The 19,630-nt window shown below is 63.3% G+C and carries 19 protein-coding genes and 1 pseudogene; 6 read left to right on the top strand and 14 right to left on the bottom strand.

From position 1 onward, the window contains the following. The first annotated feature begins 58 nt into the window (after positions 1-58). Both ACZYX4_RS12000 and ACZYX4_RS11995 read left to right on the top strand, forming a co-directional pair. A complete protein-coding gene (locus ACZYX4_RS12000) occupies positions 59-2,470 on the top strand; it encodes an alpha/beta fold hydrolase (RefSeq protein ID WP_463876113.1) in 2,412 nt (803 codons plus the stop codon). A 101-nt stretch (positions 2,471-2,571) separates the two neighbouring features. Beyond that, positions 2,572-2,748 carry a CsbD family protein gene (locus ACZYX4_RS11995; protein WP_463876111.1) on the top strand — a complete coding sequence of 59 codons (177 nt, stop codon included), beginning with the start codon at positions 2,572-2,574 and terminating at the stop codon, positions 2,746-2,748. A 227-nt stretch (positions 2,749-2,975) separates the two neighbouring features. Here ACZYX4_RS11995 and ACZYX4_RS11990 read toward each other — a convergent pair whose 3' ends face one another. Further along, on the bottom strand, positions 2,976-3,191 hold the full coding sequence (locus ACZYX4_RS11990; protein ID WP_463876109.1) for a hypothetical protein: 216 nt from the start codon (positions 3,189-3,191) through the stop codon (positions 2,976-2,978). Positions 3,192-3,450: 259 nt separating this feature from the next. Here ACZYX4_RS11990 and ACZYX4_RS11985 point away from each other — a divergent pair, with 259 nt between their 5' ends. Continuing rightward, complete coding sequence (locus ACZYX4_RS11985) at positions 3,451-3,921, top strand: SRPBCC family protein (RefSeq protein WP_463876107.1); 471 nt, start codon at positions 3,451-3,453, stop codon at positions 3,919-3,921. On the opposite strand, the gene ACZYX4_RS11980 is transcribed toward ACZYX4_RS11985, so the two are convergent. The 5 genes from ACZYX4_RS11980 to ACZYX4_RS11960 all read right to left on the bottom strand — a co-directional run bounded on the left by ACZYX4_RS11980 (position 3,916) and on the right by ACZYX4_RS11960 (position 9,697). Continuing rightward, the gene (locus ACZYX4_RS11980) at positions 3,916-4,233 is read right to left on the bottom strand and encodes a hypothetical protein (RefSeq protein WP_463876105.1); all 318 of its coding nucleotides are present in this window, start codon (positions 4,231-4,233) and stop codon (positions 3,916-3,918) included. The genes ACZYX4_RS11985 and ACZYX4_RS11980 overlap by 6 nt on opposite strands. Before the next feature lie 88 nt (positions 4,234-4,321). After that, positions 4,322-4,786: a hypothetical protein gene (locus tag ACZYX4_RS11975; RefSeq protein WP_463876103.1), complete on the bottom strand. Its 465-nt coding sequence runs from the start codon at positions 4,784-4,786 to the stop codon at positions 4,322-4,324. Between the two features lie 1,592 nt (positions 4,787-6,378). After that, a complete protein-coding gene (locus tag ACZYX4_RS11970) occupies positions 6,379-7,197 on the bottom strand; it encodes a CPBP family glutamic-type intramembrane protease (protein ID WP_463876101.1) in 819 nt (272 codons plus the stop codon). 207 nt (positions 7,198-7,404) lie between these two features. Further along, positions 7,405-8,004, bottom strand: coding sequence for a TetR/AcrR family transcriptional regulator (locus tag ACZYX4_RS11965; RefSeq protein ID WP_463876100.1), 600 nt, complete (start codon positions 8,002-8,004; stop codon positions 7,405-7,407). Positions 8,005-8,080: 76 nt separating this feature from the next. Next, a complete protein-coding gene (locus ACZYX4_RS11960) occupies positions 8,081-9,697 on the bottom strand; it encodes an AMP-binding protein (RefSeq protein ID WP_463876098.1) in 1,617 nt (538 codons plus the stop codon). 367 nt (positions 9,698-10,064) lie between these two features. On the opposite strand from ACZYX4_RS11960, the gene ACZYX4_RS11955 reads away from it, so the two are divergent. Then, entirely contained in the window at positions 10,065-11,144 is a 1,080-nt protein-coding gene (locus ACZYX4_RS11955; RefSeq protein ID WP_463876096.1) for a universal stress protein, read from the top strand. Positions 11,145-11,292: 148 nt separating this feature from the next. Here the strand turns inward: ACZYX4_RS11955 and ACZYX4_RS11950 are convergent. From ACZYX4_RS11950 to ACZYX4_RS11915, 8 genes and pseudogenes are all read right to left on the bottom strand, one after another. Continuing rightward, positions 11,293-11,783 (bottom strand): annotated as a pseudogene (locus tag ACZYX4_RS11950) (cysteine hydrolase family protein). Between the two features lie 799 nt (positions 11,784-12,582). Beyond that, positions 12,583-13,839: a formamidase gene (fmdA, locus tag ACZYX4_RS11945; protein ID WP_463876094.1), complete on the bottom strand. Its 1,257-nt coding sequence runs from the start codon at positions 13,837-13,839 to the stop codon at positions 12,583-12,585. Positions 13,840-13,873: 34 nt separating this feature from the next. Continuing rightward, complete coding sequence (locus ACZYX4_RS11940) at positions 13,874-14,161, bottom strand: FmdB family zinc ribbon protein (protein WP_463876092.1); 288 nt, start codon at positions 14,159-14,161, stop codon at positions 13,874-13,876. A 33-nt stretch (positions 14,162-14,194) separates the two neighbouring features. Next, positions 14,195-14,833 (bottom strand): AmiS/UreI family transporter, encoded by a 639-nt coding sequence (locus ACZYX4_RS11935; RefSeq protein WP_463876090.1) that lies wholly within the window; start codon positions 14,831-14,833, stop codon positions 14,195-14,197. A gap of 215 nt (positions 14,834-15,048) precedes the next feature. Next, positions 15,049-15,417, bottom strand: coding sequence for a fluoride efflux transporter CrcB (gene crcB / locus ACZYX4_RS11930; protein WP_463876088.1), 369 nt, complete (start codon positions 15,415-15,417; stop codon positions 15,049-15,051). Further along, a complete protein-coding gene (locus ACZYX4_RS11925; RefSeq protein ID WP_463876086.1) occupies positions 15,414-15,962 on the bottom strand; it encodes a fluoride efflux transporter FluC in 549 nt (182 codons plus the stop codon). Before ACZYX4_RS11925 ends, crcB begins: the two co-directional genes overlap by 4 nt. Continuing rightward, positions 15,962-16,438: a hypothetical protein gene (locus ACZYX4_RS11920; protein ID WP_463876084.1), complete on the bottom strand. Its 477-nt coding sequence runs from the start codon at positions 16,436-16,438 to the stop codon at positions 15,962-15,964. The genes ACZYX4_RS11925 and ACZYX4_RS11920 overlap by 1 nt, the downstream gene beginning before the upstream one ends. Before the next feature lie 494 nt (positions 16,439-16,932). Then, positions 16,933-17,310, bottom strand: coding sequence for an META domain-containing protein (locus ACZYX4_RS11915; RefSeq protein ID WP_463876082.1), 378 nt, complete (start codon positions 17,308-17,310; stop codon positions 16,933-16,935). A gap of 107 nt (positions 17,311-17,417) precedes the next feature. On the opposite strand from ACZYX4_RS11915, the gene ACZYX4_RS11910 reads away from it, so the two are divergent. Next, positions 17,418-18,281, top strand: coding sequence for a PhzF family phenazine biosynthesis protein (locus ACZYX4_RS11910; protein ID WP_463876080.1), 864 nt, complete (start codon positions 17,418-17,420; stop codon positions 18,279-18,281). A 521-nt stretch (positions 18,282-18,802) separates the two neighbouring features. Continuing rightward, the gene (locus ACZYX4_RS11905) at positions 18,803-19,243 is read left to right on the top strand and encodes a hypothetical protein (RefSeq protein ID WP_463876078.1); all 441 of its coding nucleotides are present in this window, start codon (positions 18,803-18,805) and stop codon (positions 19,241-19,243) included. Positions 19,244-19,630: the final 387 nt, after the last annotated feature.

Raw genomic sequence — 19,630 nt, 5'->3', positions numbered from 1 at the left:
CTAGCCTGCTCTCGACGCGGTGTTGACTCTCTCAACCCCAAGTCGATAACTTGGCCTCATGAGCGAACACGTTGATGTGTTGATTGTCGGTGCCGGGCTGAGCGGCATAGGTTTCGCCAGCCGGCTGAAACGCGACGTACCTGGAAAGACCTTCACGATCCTGGAGTCCCGCGGTGCGGTGGGAGGCACCTGGGATCTTTTCAGATACCCGGGCATCCGCTCCGACAGCGACATGTACACGCTCGGCTACTCCTTCCGGCCCTGGGCCGGCGCCAAGGCCATAGCCGACGGCGATTCGATCCGCGACTACATCGAGGCGACGGTTGCGGACGAGGAACTCGAATCGCGGATCCGGCTGCACCACCGGGTCGAATCGGCCGAGTGGTCCAGCGAAACCGCGCTGTGGACCGTCACGGCCGTCCTCACGTCCGGGGGCGAATACCGACGGGACGATCCGGCGTCGCCCGCCGGCCGGTCAGTGACGTTCACCTGCTCGTTCCTGTCCGTCTGCTCGGGTTATTACCGTTATGACGCAGGGTTTACCCCGGACTTCGAAGGGGCCGAGACCTTCGCGGGATCGATCGTCCACCCGCAGCGCTGGCCTGCCGGCCTCGATTACGAAGGCAAGCAGGTAGTAATCATCGGCAGCGGGGCCACCGCGGTGACACTCGTGCCGGCCATGGCGGGCTCGGCTGCCAAGGTCACCATGCTGCAGCGCTCCCCCACCTATATCGCCCCCCTGCCGTCCCGGGATTACCTGGCCGACCGTCTCCAAGGCAAGGTGCCGGCGCAACTGGCGTACGGCGTCGTGCGGGCGAAGAACATTCTCTTTTCGATGCTGACGTACCAGCTCAGCCGACGCCGGCCGGAAACGATGAAGGCAATCCTCCGCAAGGCAGCCATCGCCGCGCTGCCGGCGGGCTTTGCGGTCGACACGCACCTGGCCCCGTCGTATCAGCCATGGGACCAGCGGCTCTGCGCGATCCCTGACGGCGACCTCTACCGCGCCATCAGCGCGGGCACTGCCGACATTGTGACCGACAGGATCTCGCGGATCACCCCGAGCGGGATTGACCTGGCCTCGGGAAGATCGATCCCGGCCGACGTGATTGTGACCGCGACAGGACTGAACCTGCTCGTGCTTGGCGGTATGACTCTCACGGTCGACGGCGAGCCGGTGGACGTGGGCAGGACCGTGACTTACAAGGGCATGATGCTGGACGGCGTTCCCAATTTTGCACTCACTGTCGGCTACACCAACGCGTCGTGGACCCTGAAGGCGGATCTGGTTGCTGGCTACATCTGCAGGGTGTTGAAGTACCTCGACCGTCGGAACCTGCAATGGGTCACGCCCACGGCTCCCGCCGACGTCGCAAACGCGGAGCTGGCGTCGCTGATCGACCTGAAGGCGGGCTACATCCTGCGCGGCGCCGACCGCCTGCCCAAGCAGGGCACCAGCTCGCCATGGCGGCTGCACCAGAACTACGTGCGCGATTTCGCCCTGCTCAGGGCCGGCAGGCTGACGGACCACGTGCGTTTCGGCCGGCGCGGGGAGCAGGCGGCTGCGACGGGGTGGGACACCCCGTCGGCACGCCAGGACCCTCTCGACCTCCCCGGAACAGGACACCTCGACGTCGCGGGCACGCGCTTGCGCTACCGGAAGACCGGCACCGGGGACCCGGTGCTTCTCCTGCACGGCATTGGCCAGAGCCTCGATGACTGGAGCGAGCAGCACCAGCGGCTCTCGGCACGCCACACCGTGTACAGCGTGGACCTGCCCGGCTTCGCGTACTCCGACCGGCTTTCCGGACCGGCGACATTGGCGAAACTCGCGGGCGCCCTGCCGGCTTTCCTCGACGCCCTTGGGGTGCACGGGCCGCTTCCCGTGATCGGCAATTCGCTCGGAGGGGCCGTCGCCATGAAGTTCGCCGCCGACCATCCGCGCCGCGTCTCAGCCCTGGTTCTGGCCAACAGCGCCGGATTCGGCCAGGAGGTTGCACTGGTGCTGCGCCTGCTCACGGTCAGGCCGCTCGCTGCCCTGCTTATGCGTCCGGACGAGACAGCTTCACGCCGAACCGTCCAGTCAGTTTTCTACGACAAGGCGCTGGTGACCGATGCCCGCATCAGCCATGCCTTCGCCCTGTCCCAACGGGCCACCCACCGCCAAACAGTCCTCGATGTGGCCCGCGATCTGGGAACGATCTTCGGCATCAGGGCTCAATGGCGCACGGACCTCGTCGAGGCCCTGGCGCAGTCGGACATTCCAACGCTTGTAATCTGGGGCGACCACGACCACATCCTCCCGTACAGCCACCTGAGGGCAGCGACTACGGCGTTGCCACGCGCTGAGTCGCACGTCTTCTCCAACACGGGGCATATGCCACAGATCGAACGCCCCGACGAGTTCGCCGCAGTTGTGGAGGAGTTCCTGTCCCGGGTCATGGCGGGCCGCCAGACGGCAGGCAGCTGAACCTCCGGCGGATCCGCTGCTACTTGAAATCCGGATCCTAAGTATGCTTAGGATGGTGTTATGGCCGGATTGATCGGCCGCCAACCAGAGGAGGAAACACCATGGGATTAGGCGACAAGATTGGGAACGCTGCCGAGAAGGCTGGCGGTAAGGGTAAGGAAGCTGCCGGAAATGCCACAGGCGACGAAAGCCTGAAGGCAGAAGGCCAGGCTGACCAAACCAAAGGTAATTTGAAGCAGGCCGGCGAGAAGGTCAAGGACGCCTTCAAGAAGGACTGACCCGGACCCAGGCGAAAGGCGCATCTCTGACATAGGGGTGCGCCTTTCGTTGTAACCGGACGATGACGTGGTTCAGTCGCCCAGGGGCCAGACCGCCGGGCCCGGCGTCGTCTTCCGCAAAACCGCCTCAGTGCTGACCGCCGGCCCGTGGAACGGCTGGCGTCCGATGTCGCCCGCTGGTTCGATGTGTTGGTCCGCCAGAGGAGGGGTATGTGCTGTTATCCGAATCAGGCGTTGGAGACCTCGGTCGCCTTCGAGCGGATGAACTCATGGTCCTCCTGGGAGATGACCGTCTCGCCGTGCTGCCCACTGGCAAGATCCTCGCCCGCCGCCTTGGAGACAACCGCGGTGATGGTCCTGGGAAGTACCTGGCATCCGGGGTTGTCCATGAACCACTTCCGCGTGGCAGGGTCCAGACGGTCCCAATGGTCCTTTATGTGCATCTGACGATGCCGCCTTCCTTCTCGATGTGCGGTTTGGGGTGGAACATGGTGTGCTGCGAGGGGATACTTGCTCGCCTTAGCCCCACACAATATCGCCTTGCCAATGGGGAAGGCTAGGGCCAAAGTCCCTCAATTCATGGGTGCGGGGTCGCTAAAAAGACTTCAAGTATTCGGTAGAAAATTATGCCCCCCGGAGGCAAAATCAGACTCAGAGGCCGCAGCAGGGATCCACGGCCGCATAACAGCCCAGGGGGCACGGATGCTGGTGATCAAATCGAGGGTCGAGGTAGCGGGGTTGACGGGCCGTGACGTCACCGACTTCATGGTGGCCTGCACCGATGAGCGGTACCAGAACTGGTGGCCGGGCACCCACCTGCAGCTCCACGTGCTGGGGCGGGCCGCCGGCGGGGTGGGTGACGTGGTGGTGATGGACGAGTTCGTCGGCCGGCGCCGGTTGCGCCTGCGCGGAGTCGTGGAGGCGGTCGAGCCGGGCCGCAGGCTCGTGTGGCGCTTCCGCAAGGTCGTGACCCTCCCGGCACGCCTGTCCCTGGAGCTCACCCCGGTACCGGGCGGGGTGTCGGTGCGCCACACAATCACCGCCGGATGGCCCGGGGCCGGCCGGTTGCTGGACCCGCTGCTGCGGCTGTACTTCACGCCCCGGTTCACCGCGGACCTGGATGCCCACGTGCGCACGGAGTTTCCATTGCTGCGGGACTATCTCCGGTCATGACGACGGCGGCCTCGCCGGCAGGGGGATAACGGTGCTGTACTTGCCGCCGGTGGTCTGCTCCGGGGGCTCCGGGGCAGCTACCACGGTGACGTGCGCCAGGCCCAGGTCGGTGAGCACGGCGGTGATCCCCTCCCGCGCCCCCGCCCGGACTCGTTCGGGGTCTGCGCCCGCGTCCGGGCGCAGCCGCACCGACAGTCTGGTGGGGGCGGTCTGGAACAGCTCCACGCCCGGGGTGCGGTCGACGACGGTCCCCAAGGCCAGCGGCGGCACCGTCACCACGCCCCGGCCGCCGGCAGGCGGGAAAGTGATCACGTCAGAGGCCCGCCCCTGCACCCGGATCGCCGGTGCCGGGTCTCCGCACGGACACGGATCCGGCCTGACCAGAACGCGGTCGCCGACGTCATAGCGGATGATGGGCTGAACGCGGTTGGCCAGGTTCGTGATCAGTGCCGTGTGCGAAACGGTCCCCGGCGGCACGGCCGGTGGCGACCACCTTGGCGAACCGCGCGCCGCGGCCCACCAGCCGCACCACGTCCCGCCAGGACAGCCACTTTGCGGCCAGAATGCCCATCAGGCCCGAGGTCACGGCCCAATAACGGTCATCGAGCACGAAGATGCCCCGCGTGCCGGTGGTCCCGGCGGTGGTGAGGTACTTCCCGGCGAGCCGGTCCCCGATCCGGGCCGGGTCCGCCACGAACGCCTGGACCGCCGCGAGCGTCACCGCCGGATCCGTGGCCACCTCGTCGAAGTGGGCCATCAGCAAGCCTTTGTTCGTCACCGGCAACAAAGTGACGTCCTCGATGTGCTCAGGCAACTCCCGGTGCAGGTCCCGGTAATAAGCCGAGTGCTGACGGGCGTAGGCCACCAACCCGGCCAGACGCGTCTTCTGCCGGTGCCGGACCTCCTCCAGACCTTCCGGTGGGCCCGGCGGGCGTCCCACCACACCCAAGCCGCGCTGCTCCCCCGGTCCCCGGCCACCGACCGCCGTCGCATCTCCATGGCCTGACTCTAAAGCTCATCGCCACCCCGGCACAGGGCCACCGGACAGGTGGGGCCAGACAGCGAACGACCCGGACCCAACCCTCGGCCGCGCCAGCGGACGCCCGATCGGGTGCGAGCCATGCGAGCATTCACTTGCGTCGAAGCGCCCGTCCGGGGAGCACGAACTGCGTGACGTACCTCACATAAACTTGCTGCCTGCAGCAATCTCGGTAGTCTGGAGGCGGTCAAGCAAGCGGCCGTCCGTGCTTCGTAGAGGATGTTTTCCCTATGACCACCAAACTCGCTGTCACCGTTGCCGTCGACATGGACGCAACGACCGTCACTCTTAGACCAACCGGAAGACTTACCCCCAACAATGTCCGCGCCCTCCTCGCATTAGTGGGCCGTGCCGGGCGCGTCCTGCCCGGCTTTGCCGTTCATTTGGACCTGGACCTGCTGCAAACAGCCTCCCCGGAGGCGCTTCGGACCCTCACGGCATCCGGAGCTAAAACCCTCCCCCCACATCCGTTGGACGCCCGTCACGGATACCGACACCCGGACCGCACAGCGAAGCTGGCTGCGTGACCGGGAGGGCCAGCCCATGGCACCGGGACAGGTTATTCCACACCTCCAGAAGGTGGCCCCTTGTGCCGACAGAAGACCTTGTGAAGTTACGCCAGTCGCTGCGACAGGTCCGCGAACTCGGAGGACCAACTGCCCCCTGCGAGCTTCTCGGCCTCGTCGATCACGAACTCCATCGGCGCGCTCACAACGCGCAACGGGGGCACACATCCGGGACCAGCCCGGGACCGGAATAGAGCCGGCGCGGATATGGCACAAAATCCTATTGGGGGGTGGGCCATACCCGCGTCGATCCGGCGACCGGAGGCTTCCGGGAAGACCGCATGAGTCCTGCAGACGCAAGCCCGGGGAATTTCCTCGCGGATTTCAGCGACGCGGGAGCCCCGGAGGGAGACTCCCGAAGTGGCGAGCAAGATCGCACTGGCCACCCGCCGCGAACACCCGGTCACCCAGGAAGGCGCCAAAGCACAGCGCCAGGCCGAGGAAAAAGCCGCCGCGGGGCTCATTGAGACGCAGGCTTCATCCCAACGCCATGGCATCAACGCCTCCGCCGAAACGAACCAGATCCGACTGGTCGGCGAGCGGCCGCGGCACGCGAGGCCGCGACCATGGAGGTTTTCCGGGACACTGCGGCCGGTGCAAGGGCTGCGACGGCCGTCCGGGTCGGGAGGTACGATCCGGTCATGGATAACCCCGCCTCGTAATCGTTCACCGGCGCACCGAGCTCCAGGAACTCCTAGACCGGCACGCCACCCGCGGGCAGGCCGAATTCTTCGTCTGGCCAGGAAATTATGGTCCAGCTGGGCGAACGGCCACTGCGTCTGGTGGCCTAGTTCCTTTAGCCCACGGAAACATGCCTCGCCGCGGGGACCGTGTTTCGCGGGAGCCGGGGGGCTAATACAGGAAGATCGGCAGCCAGTCACGGTTGTGCGCGTGCACCAGCGCGAGGAACAGCACTAAGTCGAAGAGCAGGTGCACCGTCACGACATAGGTGAACGACTTGGTCAGTTTGAACGTGTAGCCCTGCATCAGCGCGAACGGGAACGTCAGAAGCGGGCCCCAGGCCTGGTAGCCGATCTCCCACAGGAAAGACGAGAAGACCACAGCCTGCAGGATGTTGGCCAGCCAGTCCGGAAAGTGCCGCCGCAGCAGGGCGAAGGTGGTGCAGATGAAGAACAGCTCGTCCCAAATCCCAACAGCATTCACGCCAAGGAAAAGCCGCCAGAAGACAGTGGGGTCGGAAGCTTCAGGCCAGTTTTGATACACCCCCGTGCGGATCAGGTAGACCGGCAGAAGGAGGTAGCCGAGTGCCACAACAGCGACCAGGTACAGCTTCGCGGCCAATGGCCACTTGCGGCCCGTGTTCACCGGAAATCTGATGATCTTCTCGCGGTAGACGAACCGCGACACCAGCCACGGCACGAGCACGGCCAACGCAAGGGCACCACCCATGAGCGTCATGTGCGTAACGCTCAAATCCGCATTCAGGGGAACCAGGCTGATGATGACCATTCCGGCCGCCACGAGCACCAGGTGCCGCACGAATTCCCGCTCGATCGCTGCAGCGGTGACCAGGCTCAAAGCGAGCACGCCGTAGCCCGCGAGGTCATTCTCGACACCGAAAAGCAGCACTCCGGCGGCCGAGAGCAACACCGCTGGCACGAGCTTCCACGTGAGCGCGGTACGGGGCGGTTCCGTCGAAATCGAGGTCACCCCACCAGCATGTCAGCGACGGCCCCTGTGCGAAACGCTTACGTGCCGGCTCAGTCACGGCGCCTACCAGCTGGCACAAGCTCACATGTGACTGACCGGAGGCTGCAGTGGCCCATTCTTTGACTGAGACGACGGCGGCCGCTTCGGAGCCACCCTCCACAGTCCCGATCTGGCTACGCCAGCACGGAGCACGCCCTAGGGAATGCACTAATTGACGCGAATCCCGTCGACGACGAGGGCAGCAAGAGCGTCATAGGCTTCGGCGTCGCTCAGTCCAGTGCTATCTGCTATGCGCCGCTGCTCGATGCTTACCATGACGGAGGAAACGACCTCCGAAACGAACACTGCATGCACCTGTCGGAAAACGCCGCTTTCCATGCCTTCGGATATTAGCTCCCGGACCCTGTTTGCTGCCATATCGATATTGCGTTCATAGACCTCATATGCCGGCGCAAAACTCGCTACATCATTGATGAAGGCGCGGGAGGCTGGCCGCAACTCGTCGCCGACGGCCCGCAGATAAACAGCGAGGCGGTCTCCCGCACTGGATTCGCCCGCCAACTTCCCCTCAACGCGTTCGGCAGCGACCCGGAAGAAGAAAACAACGACTTTGCGCACCAGCTGCTCGCGGCTACTCGCGAGGCTATAAATCGTGGACTTGGAACAGTGCAGCCTGGCAGCAGCCGCCTCAAGTGTCATCTCCGCGAAGCCTTCTCGAAGGAAGAGTGCCACGAGTTGCTCAAATAACTGCGCCTGACGGATCGTCCTCTTCCGGGGAGGCTTACGCGTGGTTTCAGAGCTCATCATCAACCCACAATTTCTGAACACTTGGCATAAAAGATCATGAACCTCTCCAGTTCACCCTTCTGTAACCGGTGTCGCCTCAGTTTCCTTGGTGGTCCGCAGCGCGCTGTTTCCGGAGGATGAATCGCTGAAGCTTGCCCGACGGCGTCTTGGGCAATGCCTCGACGAAGTGAATCCGTCGGGGAAAGGCGTGGGCAGCGAACTGGGTCTTGACCACCTTCTGGAGTTCGGCAACGAGGGCGTCATCACCGGGAACGCCTGCGTTGAGCACGACGTACGCCTCCAAAACTTCGCCCCGTAGCTCATCCGGGACACCGATAGCGGCGCTCTCGAGCACGGCTGGGTGAGTGGACAAAACGCTCTCCACATCGAACGGGCCAATGCGGTACCCGGCCATGATGATGACATCATCATCCCGGGAAGAAAAAAAGAAATACCCATCAGCGTCCACTTTGCCCGCGTCCCCGGTGATGTACCAGCGGCCGTCTTGGCTGAAACGCTCAGCTGTTTCTTTCGGAGCGTCCTTGTACCCGGAAAACCACATCATCGGGCTTGCCGCCGCATCCACGGCGACCCGTCCCACCTCGTCCGAGGCTGCCATTTCATCCGATCCGTCCTGGAGGACCGCACAAGCCCAGCCCGGCAGCGGGTGCCCCATGGAACCGGTCCTCAGTTCTTGTCGTAAGTCATCGTGCCAGGCGTTGATAATGATCATGCCGAGCTCGGTCTGTCCGTAGTGGTCGCGTACCGGCACACCGAAAGTTTCTTCAGCCCAGGAGATTACCTCCGGGGTCAACGGTTCACCGGCCGAGGAAGCCCGGCGGAGCTTGAGGTTCTTCGGACCTTCATCTGCATGAGAGCGCATCGTCCGGTAAACGGTCGGGGCAGCCGCGAAGTTGGTGACTTTGAAGTGTTGCAGCACTGCAAAGCTGAGCACCGGTGAGAACCCTGCATGCAGCAACAGGCTGCGCCTGCAGGCCGCGAGTGGGCCGAGGATGCCGTAATAGAGTCCGTATGCCCAGCCCGGGTCGGCCGCGTTCCAGAACACGTCGTCTTCGCGGACATCGAGGCCGAGCTCGATGTAATGCCGGAAGCCCGCAAGGGCGCGGAGCGGTACCGGCACGCCTTTGGGCGCTCCGGTGGTTCCGGAGGTAAAGATCAGGACAAGGGGGCCATCGCTTCCCACAGCTTCGGCAGTAATGCCTGGCTGCTGGGCTGCCAGCAGCGGGGTAAGGGCCAGATGCGGTGCCGTCGCGTGATCGCCGGCGACCAGGATCGGGACAGTAGCGTCGTTCAGTTTATCGAGTTGGTTGGCGTCCGTAATGACGAGTTTTGCGCCGGAGACGTTGAGCCGGAGCTCGATGGCTGGCCAGGCGAACGCAGTGAAAAGGGGCACGTGGATGGCCCCGCGGCGCCAAATGGCCAGAAGCATGACCACAAGGTCGGCGGATTTACCCATTAGTGTGGCGACAGCGTCCCCCCGCCCGACACCCAGGTCTGCCAGTGCGGCAGCGCCTCGTTCGGACCGCTCGCGCAGCTGACCGTACGTGATGTCCTCACTGCTGAGGTCGGCTTCAATGATGGAAAAGGCAACAGCGTCCGGGTCGTGCCCGTCGCAAAGTAGCTCAGCAGCACAGGCATCGGAGGCCACGTATTTGCTGCGGACGGCGTCGAGGTTGAAGGCTGAGGCGGGCATTCATATCTCCTAAGGACAAATATGGCGGGTTTCTGGCCGTGGCCCCGGAGTCCTTGCACCCCACCCAGGAGCACACGGTCCTGGCTGTGCACATGTCGATGGCGCCTTCGATAACGCTGGGTCTGCGTTCCTTGCTTGACTGTACGTTGTGAGGACCGAGCGTACTGTATTGCGTTTGAACTCGATAGGGCTTGGTCGTGGCCGGACGCCCCGGGCGGCTCGCGGATGAGCCCGTTGGCGTTCTCATCCCGGGGCTATCCCCCACAAAAGCGTGCCCTGCACGACGACCTTGGGCCGGACGGCCCTGTTGGCGGGCGAAACACAATGCGAGGCTGTTGCGGTCCCCACCACAAGGATCGGAATTGAAATGACTGAGCAAGAGAATCAGGAAACCGCACGGATCGAAGGGCGACTCGTCAACATGTGGGAACCGGAACTCGGGCGGCCGCTGTGTGGCAGCCGGGACCGTATTGTCGTGGGGGTCAGGGATACCCCGGCATCCAGGGCGGCCCTGAAGTGGGCCGGCCAAGAGGCCCGTATCCGTAAGACGCACCTGCATGTCGTCAATTTCGTGGAACCCGGCGAACAGTTCCACAAAGGTTTCCTCAGAGATTTCATCCACGACACGTTCGAGCCCGATGGTGTGCCTGTGGATATTGAGTCTGCGACGATTCCCGGGAAGATACCCGAGTCGTTGGCTGCCGGCTCGCACAACGCCGCGCTCCTGGTCCTGGGGGCTCCTACGAGGGAAGACCGATACTGGGACCTCATCTATCGGTCAGTCCCAAAGAGGGTCGCATCATTCTCAACGGCGCCCTTGGTGATCGTACGGGAAGGTCAGGAGAAGCCTGCCCAGCAGCATAACCGGGTCATCGCCGCGGTCGACGAGAGCTTCACGGCCCGGGACGCCTTGCTCTGGGCTGCGGAAGAAGCAGTAAGCCGTAGCTCTTCCCCCTGGTTGACACCTCCGGCGCGTTGTGAGCTTTCCGTCTTGTGGCAGACGCCGAGGATGGGCAAATGGGTCGCAACGCGGGAAAAGGTTGAAGAGCTGCTCACGCAGGAGATTTCAGACAAGCTGTGGGAATTGAATGTGTCGGTGGAAGACCCGACACGACCGTTCAAACTCGGCAGTGGAACGAGTGCTCTTACGCTAACCGAGGCCTCTCGGGTCGCCGACCTAGTCGTAATCGGTGCTGCTTCAAAATCGATCTACGACAACCTCGAGAGTTCGATTGAACGAGAAAGTGAAGAATCGATCGAATGCCCGGTCGTCATTGTGCCGGAGTCCGGTGACGACCAAGACAGGAGGCTTGCGACTGCCCTGGCCAATCTTGAGCGGACATGGGCCCGCGGGCTCAATGTGGATGTTTGGTTCACCGCCAACCACCTCCCTAGCACCGCACCGCGGTCTAGCGGAGCGGATGTTGGCCACAAAAGTGAAAAGTGAGGCACTGGCGTGGGAGGATCGCCGAGCCGAAACAGCCCGCTGCACATTTTGGTTCTACGCGTGCTGCGACCATCGATTAGGGCGTAGGCAAACAAGGGCCGCATCGTGGATTCGTGGCTGACAGTGCGGCCTTCGTTCTTCTGCGAAGCTAGGACAGCTGGCTGGAGAATTCCTCGGCAGTCATCGGGGTGGAGAACATCGGGTAGTCGTACGCGATCGCGTTGTCGTGTTCCTCAACCGATGTTGCAGCGAGACAGTCGCTCAGCGTGACGACCTGGTAACCGTTCTCGTAGCCACTGCGCATAGTTGATTCGACACAACAGTTGGTCAGGAACCCGCCCAGGACGATGGTGGTGATGCCTTTGCTGCGCAGGATGAAGTCCAGGTTTGTGCTGGCGAAGGTGTCCAAACCCCGCTTGCCTTCGATGACGAGTCGCCCTCGGCCGGCGCCAACTCGTCGATGATGGCCGCACCCCAGGTTCCCTTGACGAACACGCCACCGTCCACGACCCCCTTGAGGATTCCGTACGGGTGCTTGCCGAGCTCGTTGTAGCCCTCGGCAAACGTGATTGGCGCGTGCATTACCGTCACCCCGGCTGCGGGGGCCGCCTCTACAACGCGAGCCGTGTTGGCGAGCATGTCTGTTTTTTCCATGACCGGCCGGACAGCGTCATGCAGTCAGCCACCCTCGGACGTGAAGTCGTTCTGATATTCGATGAGTACAACGGCGGTGGTGTTCGGATCAAACGTCAAGGCATCCTCCTGATCGGCGGTGGACCGTCCGCGGCAGTGCCGACGGTCGGGGTCAGACCAGCCGCGGCCACTGCAGAGGACAAGGGTCCGTCCCCGCCAGCCGCTGAATCCGGTGCCGGTCCTTGTCCCGTGCCCGGGGCAAGGCAGCTTTTTGTACCGGCAGCGTGACTCTGATGCCGGGAAGGACAGGTCGAAGCCTCCCCGAAAGTCGGAGCTGAATTCTCAGTCCAACTTACGGGGACCAGTTCACGGCATGAGCGGGCACTTCGGGAACACGTGTGGCGGCAGCGTGTTACTTTCTGGCGATGAAGTAGGCGTTGAACGGATCCGATTCGATGTCCTTGGACTCCACGTTCGCGTACGGGTAGCTGCCCCAGGGGAGCTTAATGTTCTCCTACATCTTGCTGGAGGCCTTGATGTCCACCTCAGGAAGATCCCGTTAGGCCGCAGCGCCCGGTGGATGTTGCGCAGCTTCATGGCCGCATCCCATGCATCGCCGTCGTCCTGGAAGCGGTGGTAGTCGTCCTCGGTAAACCTCGAACGATTTCCTTGACCTGTGCGAGCCACAACGCGGGCCCTGCCCGGGAGACTCAAGTCCCCCGTCTCCAGTTCTGACAATGCCTGAGGGCGCCCGGCCAGCACTGCACTGGCCAGGCGCCCTCAACAATCCGGTTGACCAAAAAAGTTATCGGTTGGCGGCCCTCGGCACTCCCATCCCTGGATCGATTTGGTGGGGGCCGGCAGCGGATGGTCGTACATCGAAATCGAAGACCGCTGTCGGAATGTAGACCGTGGAACAGGAGTTGGGGATGTCCACCACGCCGGAGAGGCGCCCCTCAATGGGGACGGCACCGAGGATAACGTATGCCTGCTCCGGGCTGTAACCGAATTTGCTCAGGTAGTCGATGGCGTGGAGGCATGCCCGCTGATAGGAGAGGTGCGAGTCAAGGTAGCGCTGTTCACCGTCCAGTGTTACCGAGGTGCCGGAGAACGCCAGCCACTGACTGAACTGCGGGTCAACGTGGCCGGGCATGAAGATGGCATTTTCGCTCACTCCGTAAGTTTCCATGCCGCCCTTGATCAGGTCCACCCTGAGATCAATGAAACCACCCATCTCGATGGCGCCGCAGAAAGTGATCTCTCCGTCGCCCTGCGAGAAGTGCAGGTCGCCCAAAGACAGGTTGGCTCCGTCCACGAACACCGGGTAGAAGATACGGGTGCCTTTGGACATGTTCTTGATGTCCTGGTTTCCGCCGTTTTCCCGTGGGGGCGCAGTCCTGGCCGCTTCGGCTGCCACCCGGTCGAAATCGGACTGCGGAAGGTGTCCAAGGAGCGCGTGCCCGGCCTCGGGCGGAAGCGCCAGGGGCGGCACACGGTTGGGGTTGGTGGCTATAAGGTCACCTTCGCGTTTGTTCCACTTTGCCAGCAGCTGGGCTGAGGGGGCCGTTCCCATCAGCCCGGGGTGGATCAGCCCGGTGAACGAAACGCCCGGCACGTGCCGGGAGGTTGCTATTTGGCCGGTGAAGTCCCAGATGGCTTTGTACGCGTCCGGGAACTGTTCGGTGAGAAACCCACCTCCGTTGTTTCTGGCGAAGATGCCGGTGTAGCCCCAGCCCTGTCCGGCCAGGGGACCGGAATCCTCCTGCGGGATCGGGCCGACGTCCAGGATGTCAACGACCAGCAGGTCACCGGGTTTGGCGCCTTCGACTGCGAAGGGTCCGCTGAGTTTGTGTACCGTCAACAGCGGTGCGTTAAGGATATCTTCCGCGGAGTCATCGTTCACGATCGCGCCGTCGAACCATTCCCGGCAGTCCACCCGGAATGAGTCTCCGGGTTTGACCGTCGCGACTGGCGGTATGTCAGGGTGCCATCGGTTATGGCCGATCTTTTCCTGATCCTCGAACTTCTTGCTGGAGTCCAGGGAAAATATCTTTGCTGGCATTTCATCTCCTTTGAAGGGTGCCGCTTCCTGGCTGTTAGGGTCGCGGCAGTTTCCGATGTAACGGGTTGGATGAATATGACTGGACACGACGGGGTGTGCCTGGAATCTGCGAGTTCACAATCTCAGGTTCGGATGCACTGCGATGAGTGGAGTCAATCAGCCGGAACGCCGGGGAACCTGCCTTGGATAGATGCGGTGCACTGATCATCCTGCGGGATGGTTTGCCGCAGGATGGGCATGCCAGTGAATCCGGAGCCTCCCCGATCCGGTGGGATGCTTCGAAGGGCGAGTCGTCGGGGCATCGGTACTCGTAGATGGCCATGGAATGGTTCCTCTCTGCCCCGGGGCAACTGTGTCAAGCGGCCTGGACCACGTTCGCGGCTGGACCGGGTTGGGCGCTGCTTCGCATCGACTTCCGTCCCAGGAAGTATGCAGCCGCCAGCGAGACGGCGGCCACTGCCGCGACCAACGCCGCGAGTGTGTTGTTGGTCTCGTAGCGGCCGAGCAGCAGGAAGAACGCCGGGATGGTGCCAGTCAGATGACTGATGAACACTGTGAACCAGCCCGTCATCTTGGTCAGTGACGATTTGTTCAGCCCCAGAAGAAGGAAGAAAAGGAACCAGAGGACAGACCACACCCACCAGATGACGCCAAAGACCGGATCGGCTACCAAGCTGAACTGCAGGTACCCGACGACAACTGCGCAAGCGGCAACGAAGAGCGAAAACCATCCAAGGCCTTCGCCGCTAATGCCTGTCATCTGAAGCACGCCTACGTAGAGGTAGGTGAAGCCGAAAAGGTACAGCCCGGCGGCGCCGAAGATTACCGACGGGTTGCCATTGGCTTGAATAATGATGATGGTGGGGAAGACCACCTGCATGGTTCCCACTAAGAAATTAAGGATGGCGGCCGATTTGCCCGGGATGACACCGACGAGCATCAGTCCGTTGATGAATAGAACTGCTCCTACGTAAAGCAAGCCCACGCTGCCCATGTCAGCTCCATCGACATATGAAAAAGGGGTGCAGTATTGGAATTCCCCGCAGTTGTGCCGGGTGACAGGGACGCATTGGCACAACTGGCCCCTGAGAGCGGTATACGCCTAAAGGATGGCCGTCGCCTGCGCCCCGGTATAGGGACTTTAGGCCTATACCGGGGCAGGGAACGCGGGGAGAAGCTACGCGACCGGCACCGGCAGAGAATCTAGGGCTACAGGAGCCTGCCCAGGCCTATGCCGGTGGCGGCGGCCGCTAAAGACAGGGTCAGTGTTCCCAGACTGTAGATGACGGCCAGACCGCTGCGCCGGGATTGAATCAGTCGGATGGTTTCGACGCTGGCAGTGCTGAATGTGGTGTATCCGCCCAGGAAACCCGTGCCGAGAATGGTCTGCCATTCCGCCGGAACCCGGGCCGTCAACACCGCGCCGGCGAGCACACCAAGCAGTAGAGAGCCGCTCACGTTGATGGCCATCGTTGACAGGGGCAATGGAGTCGGCACTTTTGGCCTCAGGAGACTGTCAAGAATGAATCGCATGGCGGCCCCTGCGGCCCCGGCCAGAGTCAGCAGAAGTATGGTCATGGGTTCTCTTCCTTCAAAAGATCCCGATTTCCGGGAATCAACGTTTCCGAAGCGGCGCGGCGCGCGAGAGTCCTTCTGTCGAACGCCGCGCCGCACCAGATCCCGGACCAGCTGGCGAGTGCGCCACCGAAAAGACTCAGAGCCAAGTACAGCGCTGCACTCGAGCTGTCCTCCGGTGCCAGGAGCAGCACCGATTCGAGCGCCAGAGCACTGTAGGTTGTGAAACCGCCAAGGAAACCTGTGCCGAGCAGAAGCCGAAGACTACGTTGTGTTCCAACGTCTGGTCCGCGGCGGTGGAGCCCCTCGAGCAGTGCTCCGAGAGCCCATGCCCCTGACAAATTGATGAGCAGTGTGGCGAGCGGCCATCCGGACGGGGACGGAACCGCCTCCTCAAGCCCATAGCGCGACAGGACGCCGGCTCCTCCGCCAATCATGACCAGCGCGATATAGGAAGCTCTCAGTCCGAATTGCTCTGGCTTCCTTGGGGCGGGAACGGCAGCCGGCACGCCGTACCCGTCTGTAGGACCGGCCCCGCCGGCGCTCATCAGGTAATCCTTTCCGCCTGGAACCAGGGCCGAGGAACTACGGGACCGGCCCAAGGCATCAGGCGGGTGCACCGAAAGTGCTCCTCGATAACACCGAAGGTTTCATCCCAGCCGACCGGGAGGTCGTGGGCGGCGCCGCCGTCGAGCAGCATGGAATGGGTAAGCCGGCCCTGCAGGCCCAGCCAGAAATCATTGTCCTCACGTAGCTCCACCACAGAATGCTCGGCAAAGAATGACGGCGCCGGCCGCCGCTGCGTCGCCTCCTTGGCCGCTGCTTTGGGGGCACGGACCGGGCCCGTCTGCTCCTGGGCGATCTTCAGCGTCTGGACCAGGGCGGGCAACCCCACAGCCCTCGTGTCCGGTCCGCCTACCGTGAGCTCGGCCTTGAGAACGTCTTCCCTCGGTGCCTTCTTCGCCATGCTGGTCACATCCGCCCGGCCACAAGTGACCTTCGCCTTGACTGCTTGTGCTGCCATCTTAGAAACTTCACAGCTCTGAGGGAACGGCAATCACACCTGCCACCGGACATTTCGTCGGCGTGCCGACGTCTCCGTTGCGCGGGGGCAATTGCCGATGTTGCTGGACCGAATAACGACGGCGCGGTCGAACGTCGCTGAGGTGAGCAGCCGGCGCCCTGACATACGCCACGAAACACGACAAGGTTGCGCGCATCGTGCGAGTCGTGGGATCAGCGTAGGGGCCGCACAGGCAGCCCCGTCATCGGCAGAGATCGTCCCTCCAAAATCCCGAATTCGGCTAGGCGTGTACTACAAGGCCCTGCCGGGACACGGAATCGGGGCGCTGAACGGCCGCCTGAACAAGGGATTCAAAGTCCCCCCCTGCTCGGGCTGTCCGGACCCACCCCGTAGGCGCAGGCTGCCTGCGACGAGATGTACCGGCGTGGCCGCCCGCCCGCGGCGGCCCATGCGGTGCTCGTGTCAGTGGCGCCCAACGGGGCGGAATCGGCAGGTCACTGCTGGGGCAGCGTGCCGATCCTGGAACCGCCCTTCTCGTAAACGACAAGCACACTCCCATCCACTTTGGCGGTGTCCGCCTGCGATAGCCACGTATCGACACCGCTGCACGCCATGGAAGTCGATGCGATTGGGCCGAAACCGAAGACATCGCCCGAAACCGATCCCTTGCCAGTCAAACGGTTGCAACCGTCTGTACCTTGGAAGGAACCGTCGTCTGTGATCGTGAGGTTGGGCTGGCCAACGCCGGTCTGGCCCCAACCGCCCACGAACGATTTCGAAGCCGGACCAGAGCAGCCCGTGAGTGCCGCTGCCGCAAGGCCGGCAACCAGGGTGAGAACAACCAGAAGACCGCATCGACGCAATCGGCTCATGCCCCATGGTAGGCCGCAGGGTCTCCGGGGCGGAAGCATCGTGGCCGTAGACCTTCGCTCTGAGGGGAGGGCGCTGACGCGGTGACCAGGCGTGGGAGGCTCGGGGTATGGAAAACTCCCCCGAGATCCTCCGTTATGCGGCCTTTTCCACGACGCCGGGCGGCGGCAATCCTGCCGGGCTGGTCCTGGATGCCCGCCATCTGGATGAAGCCGGGATGCTGGCGGTGGCGGCCGCCGTCGGGTATGCCGAAACGGCCTTTGTGACCGGGCAGGGCGTCGACGGCGACCCGCGCCGGAGCCGGGTCCGGTACTTCTCGCCGATCGCCGAAGTACCATTTTGTGGCCATGCGACGATCGCGCTGAGCGTTCGCGACGGGGCCGGGTCCTTCACCTTCGACACCCCCGTCGGCCACGTCCTCATCGAGACGGCAGGCGAAGGCGCCGACATCACCGCATCGTTCACCGCAGTGGAGCCGCAGCTGGCCGAATTCGACGACGCCGTCCTGGCTGACCTCCTGGGACTGCTCGGCGTCGGGCAGGGCGACATCGATCCGAACTATCCGCCCAGGATCGCGTACTCGGGAAACTGGCATCCGGTGCTGGTCTTCGCCGACCGCACCCTTTTCGATTCCTTTCGTTTCGATCCGGAGGCGCTGCGCCGCCTCATGGACGCACGGGGCTGGGCCGCAACGGTGACAGTGCTGCATCGTATTGCAGACGGCGAATTCGAAGCCCGGAACCTGTTCCCGGTGGGCGCCATCACGGAGGACCCCGCAACAGGGGCCGCCGCAGCTGCGGTCGGGGCCTACCTGCGCATCCTCGGCCTGGTCGAACCCCCGGCGAGAGTCCTGATCCACCAGGGACGGCACGTCGGCCGGCCTGGCCTACTCACAGTGGACATTCCCGCTGCCGGCGGAATCGTGGTCAGCGGAACGGCCGTCCGGATCCCCGTCCCGTCGGTCGACAGCTAATCAGAGCCAGGGCGCGGCCGGGGCTTGGCGGAGCCCGACCCGCTGATCACGTGAAAGACGGTCCCGCTCCCCTGCTTCGCGGTCTGGAATCCTGCCGCGGACGCTAGAACTCGTTCTTGACCGTGCCCGCGGGGTGCGTGGCGTTGGCACCCGTCGGTGTCTGCATAGACCGAGGTATCCTCCTGATCATGACTGAAATCCCGCAACTGGTGGACCGAGCACGCGATTGGATCGCAAAGGCCGGTTCATTTCACAACCAACAACTCACCAGGCACCGCAGGGTGAGGCGCTTCGGAAAGACCCGCCTGACTTTCACCACAGGCCAGGCCATAACCAACTCGGGCGCCTTTTTTGTTGCCGGGTCGACGGGCTCAGCAGGCTTACCAGACTGGGCTGTCTTGGGTGTTTTGCTCGGGGGCTTCCTGGGGGGCAAGTTCCTGTTCCCCGTCCCGGTCAGCAGTATCGCCAGCCGGAGAGGCCCTGCCGATGTAGTCAGTAAGACCGCTACGGAGCTGGACAGTATGACCCTGGAGGAAATCCGGGTCTACGAGAACAACATGGTTCTGAAGCACCGGCTCAAGGACCCCGGAGGGCTGGGGGCCGCACAGGCGCTCCAGCGCCAGCGAGAGGCTGCCCGGACAGCGGAGGAGGCCGCTGGCGTGGCCACTGGAAGCCTGAGCGGGCTGTCATTGGTTGACGCTGAGGGCTTCAGCGCCGCTGCTGCACACCATAAATTTCTCGAGGGCCGGTGGCTGGCCTACGAGGTTGACCCGCACCTGCAGTTCGACTTTCCGGCCATGTCCGATACTGCTTTCCCTGCTACCGCGGCGATGATCAGGGCAATGCGGAAGACCGAGCAGGCAAAGTCAGAAGGCAACACGGCGAACTACCGGTCCGCCGTGGCGGCGTTCGGCAAGGCGCTGACGGTAGCCGAGGCCGCCGCCGGAGTACCCCAGAAGTAGGCGCCGGACTAGCGAATCCCCCTTAGGTTACAAAGGCCCCGCACGTTGAATTCAACGTGCGGGCCTTTCTTAGTTGACAGCAGCCGAGAACCAGGTTGGTGGAAGCCAGCAGGCACGGACGACCGGATGAAGGTTGCCAGGCTACTTGGGCCCCAGGACCATTCCCCTCCCCTGCGTTTACTCGGCGGCATGAGTTAATCCGAATCTTGTCGTGGTCAAACTAGTTAGTCCTTTTACAGCGGACTCGTATAGTCGTCGACCTGACCCGAATTATGAAGCCGCATTAATCGTGTTTAGCGTGATGAACTTGAGCTTGTATGCTGCAGTCGACCGGACCGGGCTCGGCCTGGCCGTAACACTCGAGTTCCTCGGCCCGCTCGCTGTCGC

The sequence above is a fragment of the Pseudarthrobacter leeuwenhoeki genome, assembly GCF_055412885.1.
This window is presented reverse-complemented; position numbering and strand designations above follow the sequence as displayed.

What these genes read in the sequence shown, in the direction of transcription:
- ACZYX4_RS11990 (WP_463876109.1), bottom strand. Translation starts at nt 3,191, where the DNA reads ATGCACATAAAGGACCATTGGGACCGTCTGGACCCTGCCACGCGGAAG.
- ACZYX4_RS12000 (WP_463876113.1), top strand. Translation starts at nt 59, where the DNA reads ATGAGCGAACACGTTGATGTGTTGATTGTCGGTGCCGGGCTGAGCGGC.
- ACZYX4_RS11960 (WP_463876098.1), bottom strand. Translation starts at nt 9,697, where the DNA reads ATGCCCGCCTCAGCCTTCAACCTCGACGCCGTCCGCAGCAAATACGTG.
- ACZYX4_RS11905 (WP_463876078.1), top strand. Translation starts at nt 18,803, where the DNA reads ATGACCCTGGAGGAAATCCGGGTCTACGAGAACAACATGGTTCTGAAG.
- ACZYX4_RS11925 (WP_463876086.1), bottom strand. Translation starts at nt 15,962, where the DNA reads ATGAGCGCCGGCGGGGCCGGTCCTACAGACGGGTACGGCGTGCCGGCT.
- crcB (WP_463876088.1), bottom strand. Translation starts at nt 15,417, where the DNA reads ATGACCATACTTCTGCTGACTCTGGCCGGGGCCGCAGGGGCCGCCATG.
- ACZYX4_RS11995 (WP_463876111.1), top strand. Translation starts at nt 2,572, where the DNA reads ATGGGATTAGGCGACAAGATTGGGAACGCTGCCGAGAAGGCTGGCGGT.
- ACZYX4_RS11985 (WP_463876107.1), top strand. Translation starts at nt 3,451, where the DNA reads ATGCTGGTGATCAAATCGAGGGTCGAGGTAGCGGGGTTGACGGGCCGT.
- ACZYX4_RS11915 (WP_463876082.1), bottom strand. Translation starts at nt 17,310, where the DNA reads ATGAGCCGATTGCGTCGATGCGGTCTTCTGGTTGTTCTCACCCTGGTT.
- ACZYX4_RS11935 (WP_463876090.1), bottom strand. Translation starts at nt 14,833, where the DNA reads ATGGGCAGCGTGGGCTTGCTTTACGTAGGAGCAGTTCTATTCATCAAC.
- ACZYX4_RS11940 (WP_463876092.1), bottom strand. Translation starts at nt 14,161, where the DNA reads ATGGCCATCTACGAGTACCGATGCCCCGACGACTCGCCCTTCGAAGCA.
- ACZYX4_RS11910 (WP_463876080.1), top strand. Translation starts at nt 17,418, where the DNA reads ATGGAAAACTCCCCCGAGATCCTCCGTTATGCGGCCTTTTCCACGACG.
- ACZYX4_RS11920 (WP_463876084.1), bottom strand. Translation starts at nt 16,438, where the DNA reads ATGGCAGCACAAGCAGTCAAGGCGAAGGTCACTTGTGGCCGGGCGGAT.
- fmdA (WP_463876094.1), bottom strand. Translation starts at nt 13,839, where the DNA reads ATGCCAGCAAAGATATTTTCCCTGGACTCCAGCAAGAAGTTCGAGGAT.
- ACZYX4_RS11955 (WP_463876096.1), top strand. Translation starts at nt 10,065, where the DNA reads ATGACTGAGCAAGAGAATCAGGAAACCGCACGGATCGAAGGGCGACTC.
- ACZYX4_RS11965 (WP_463876100.1), bottom strand. Translation starts at nt 8,004, where the DNA reads ATGATGAGCTCTGAAACCACGCGTAAGCCTCCCCGGAAGAGGACGATC.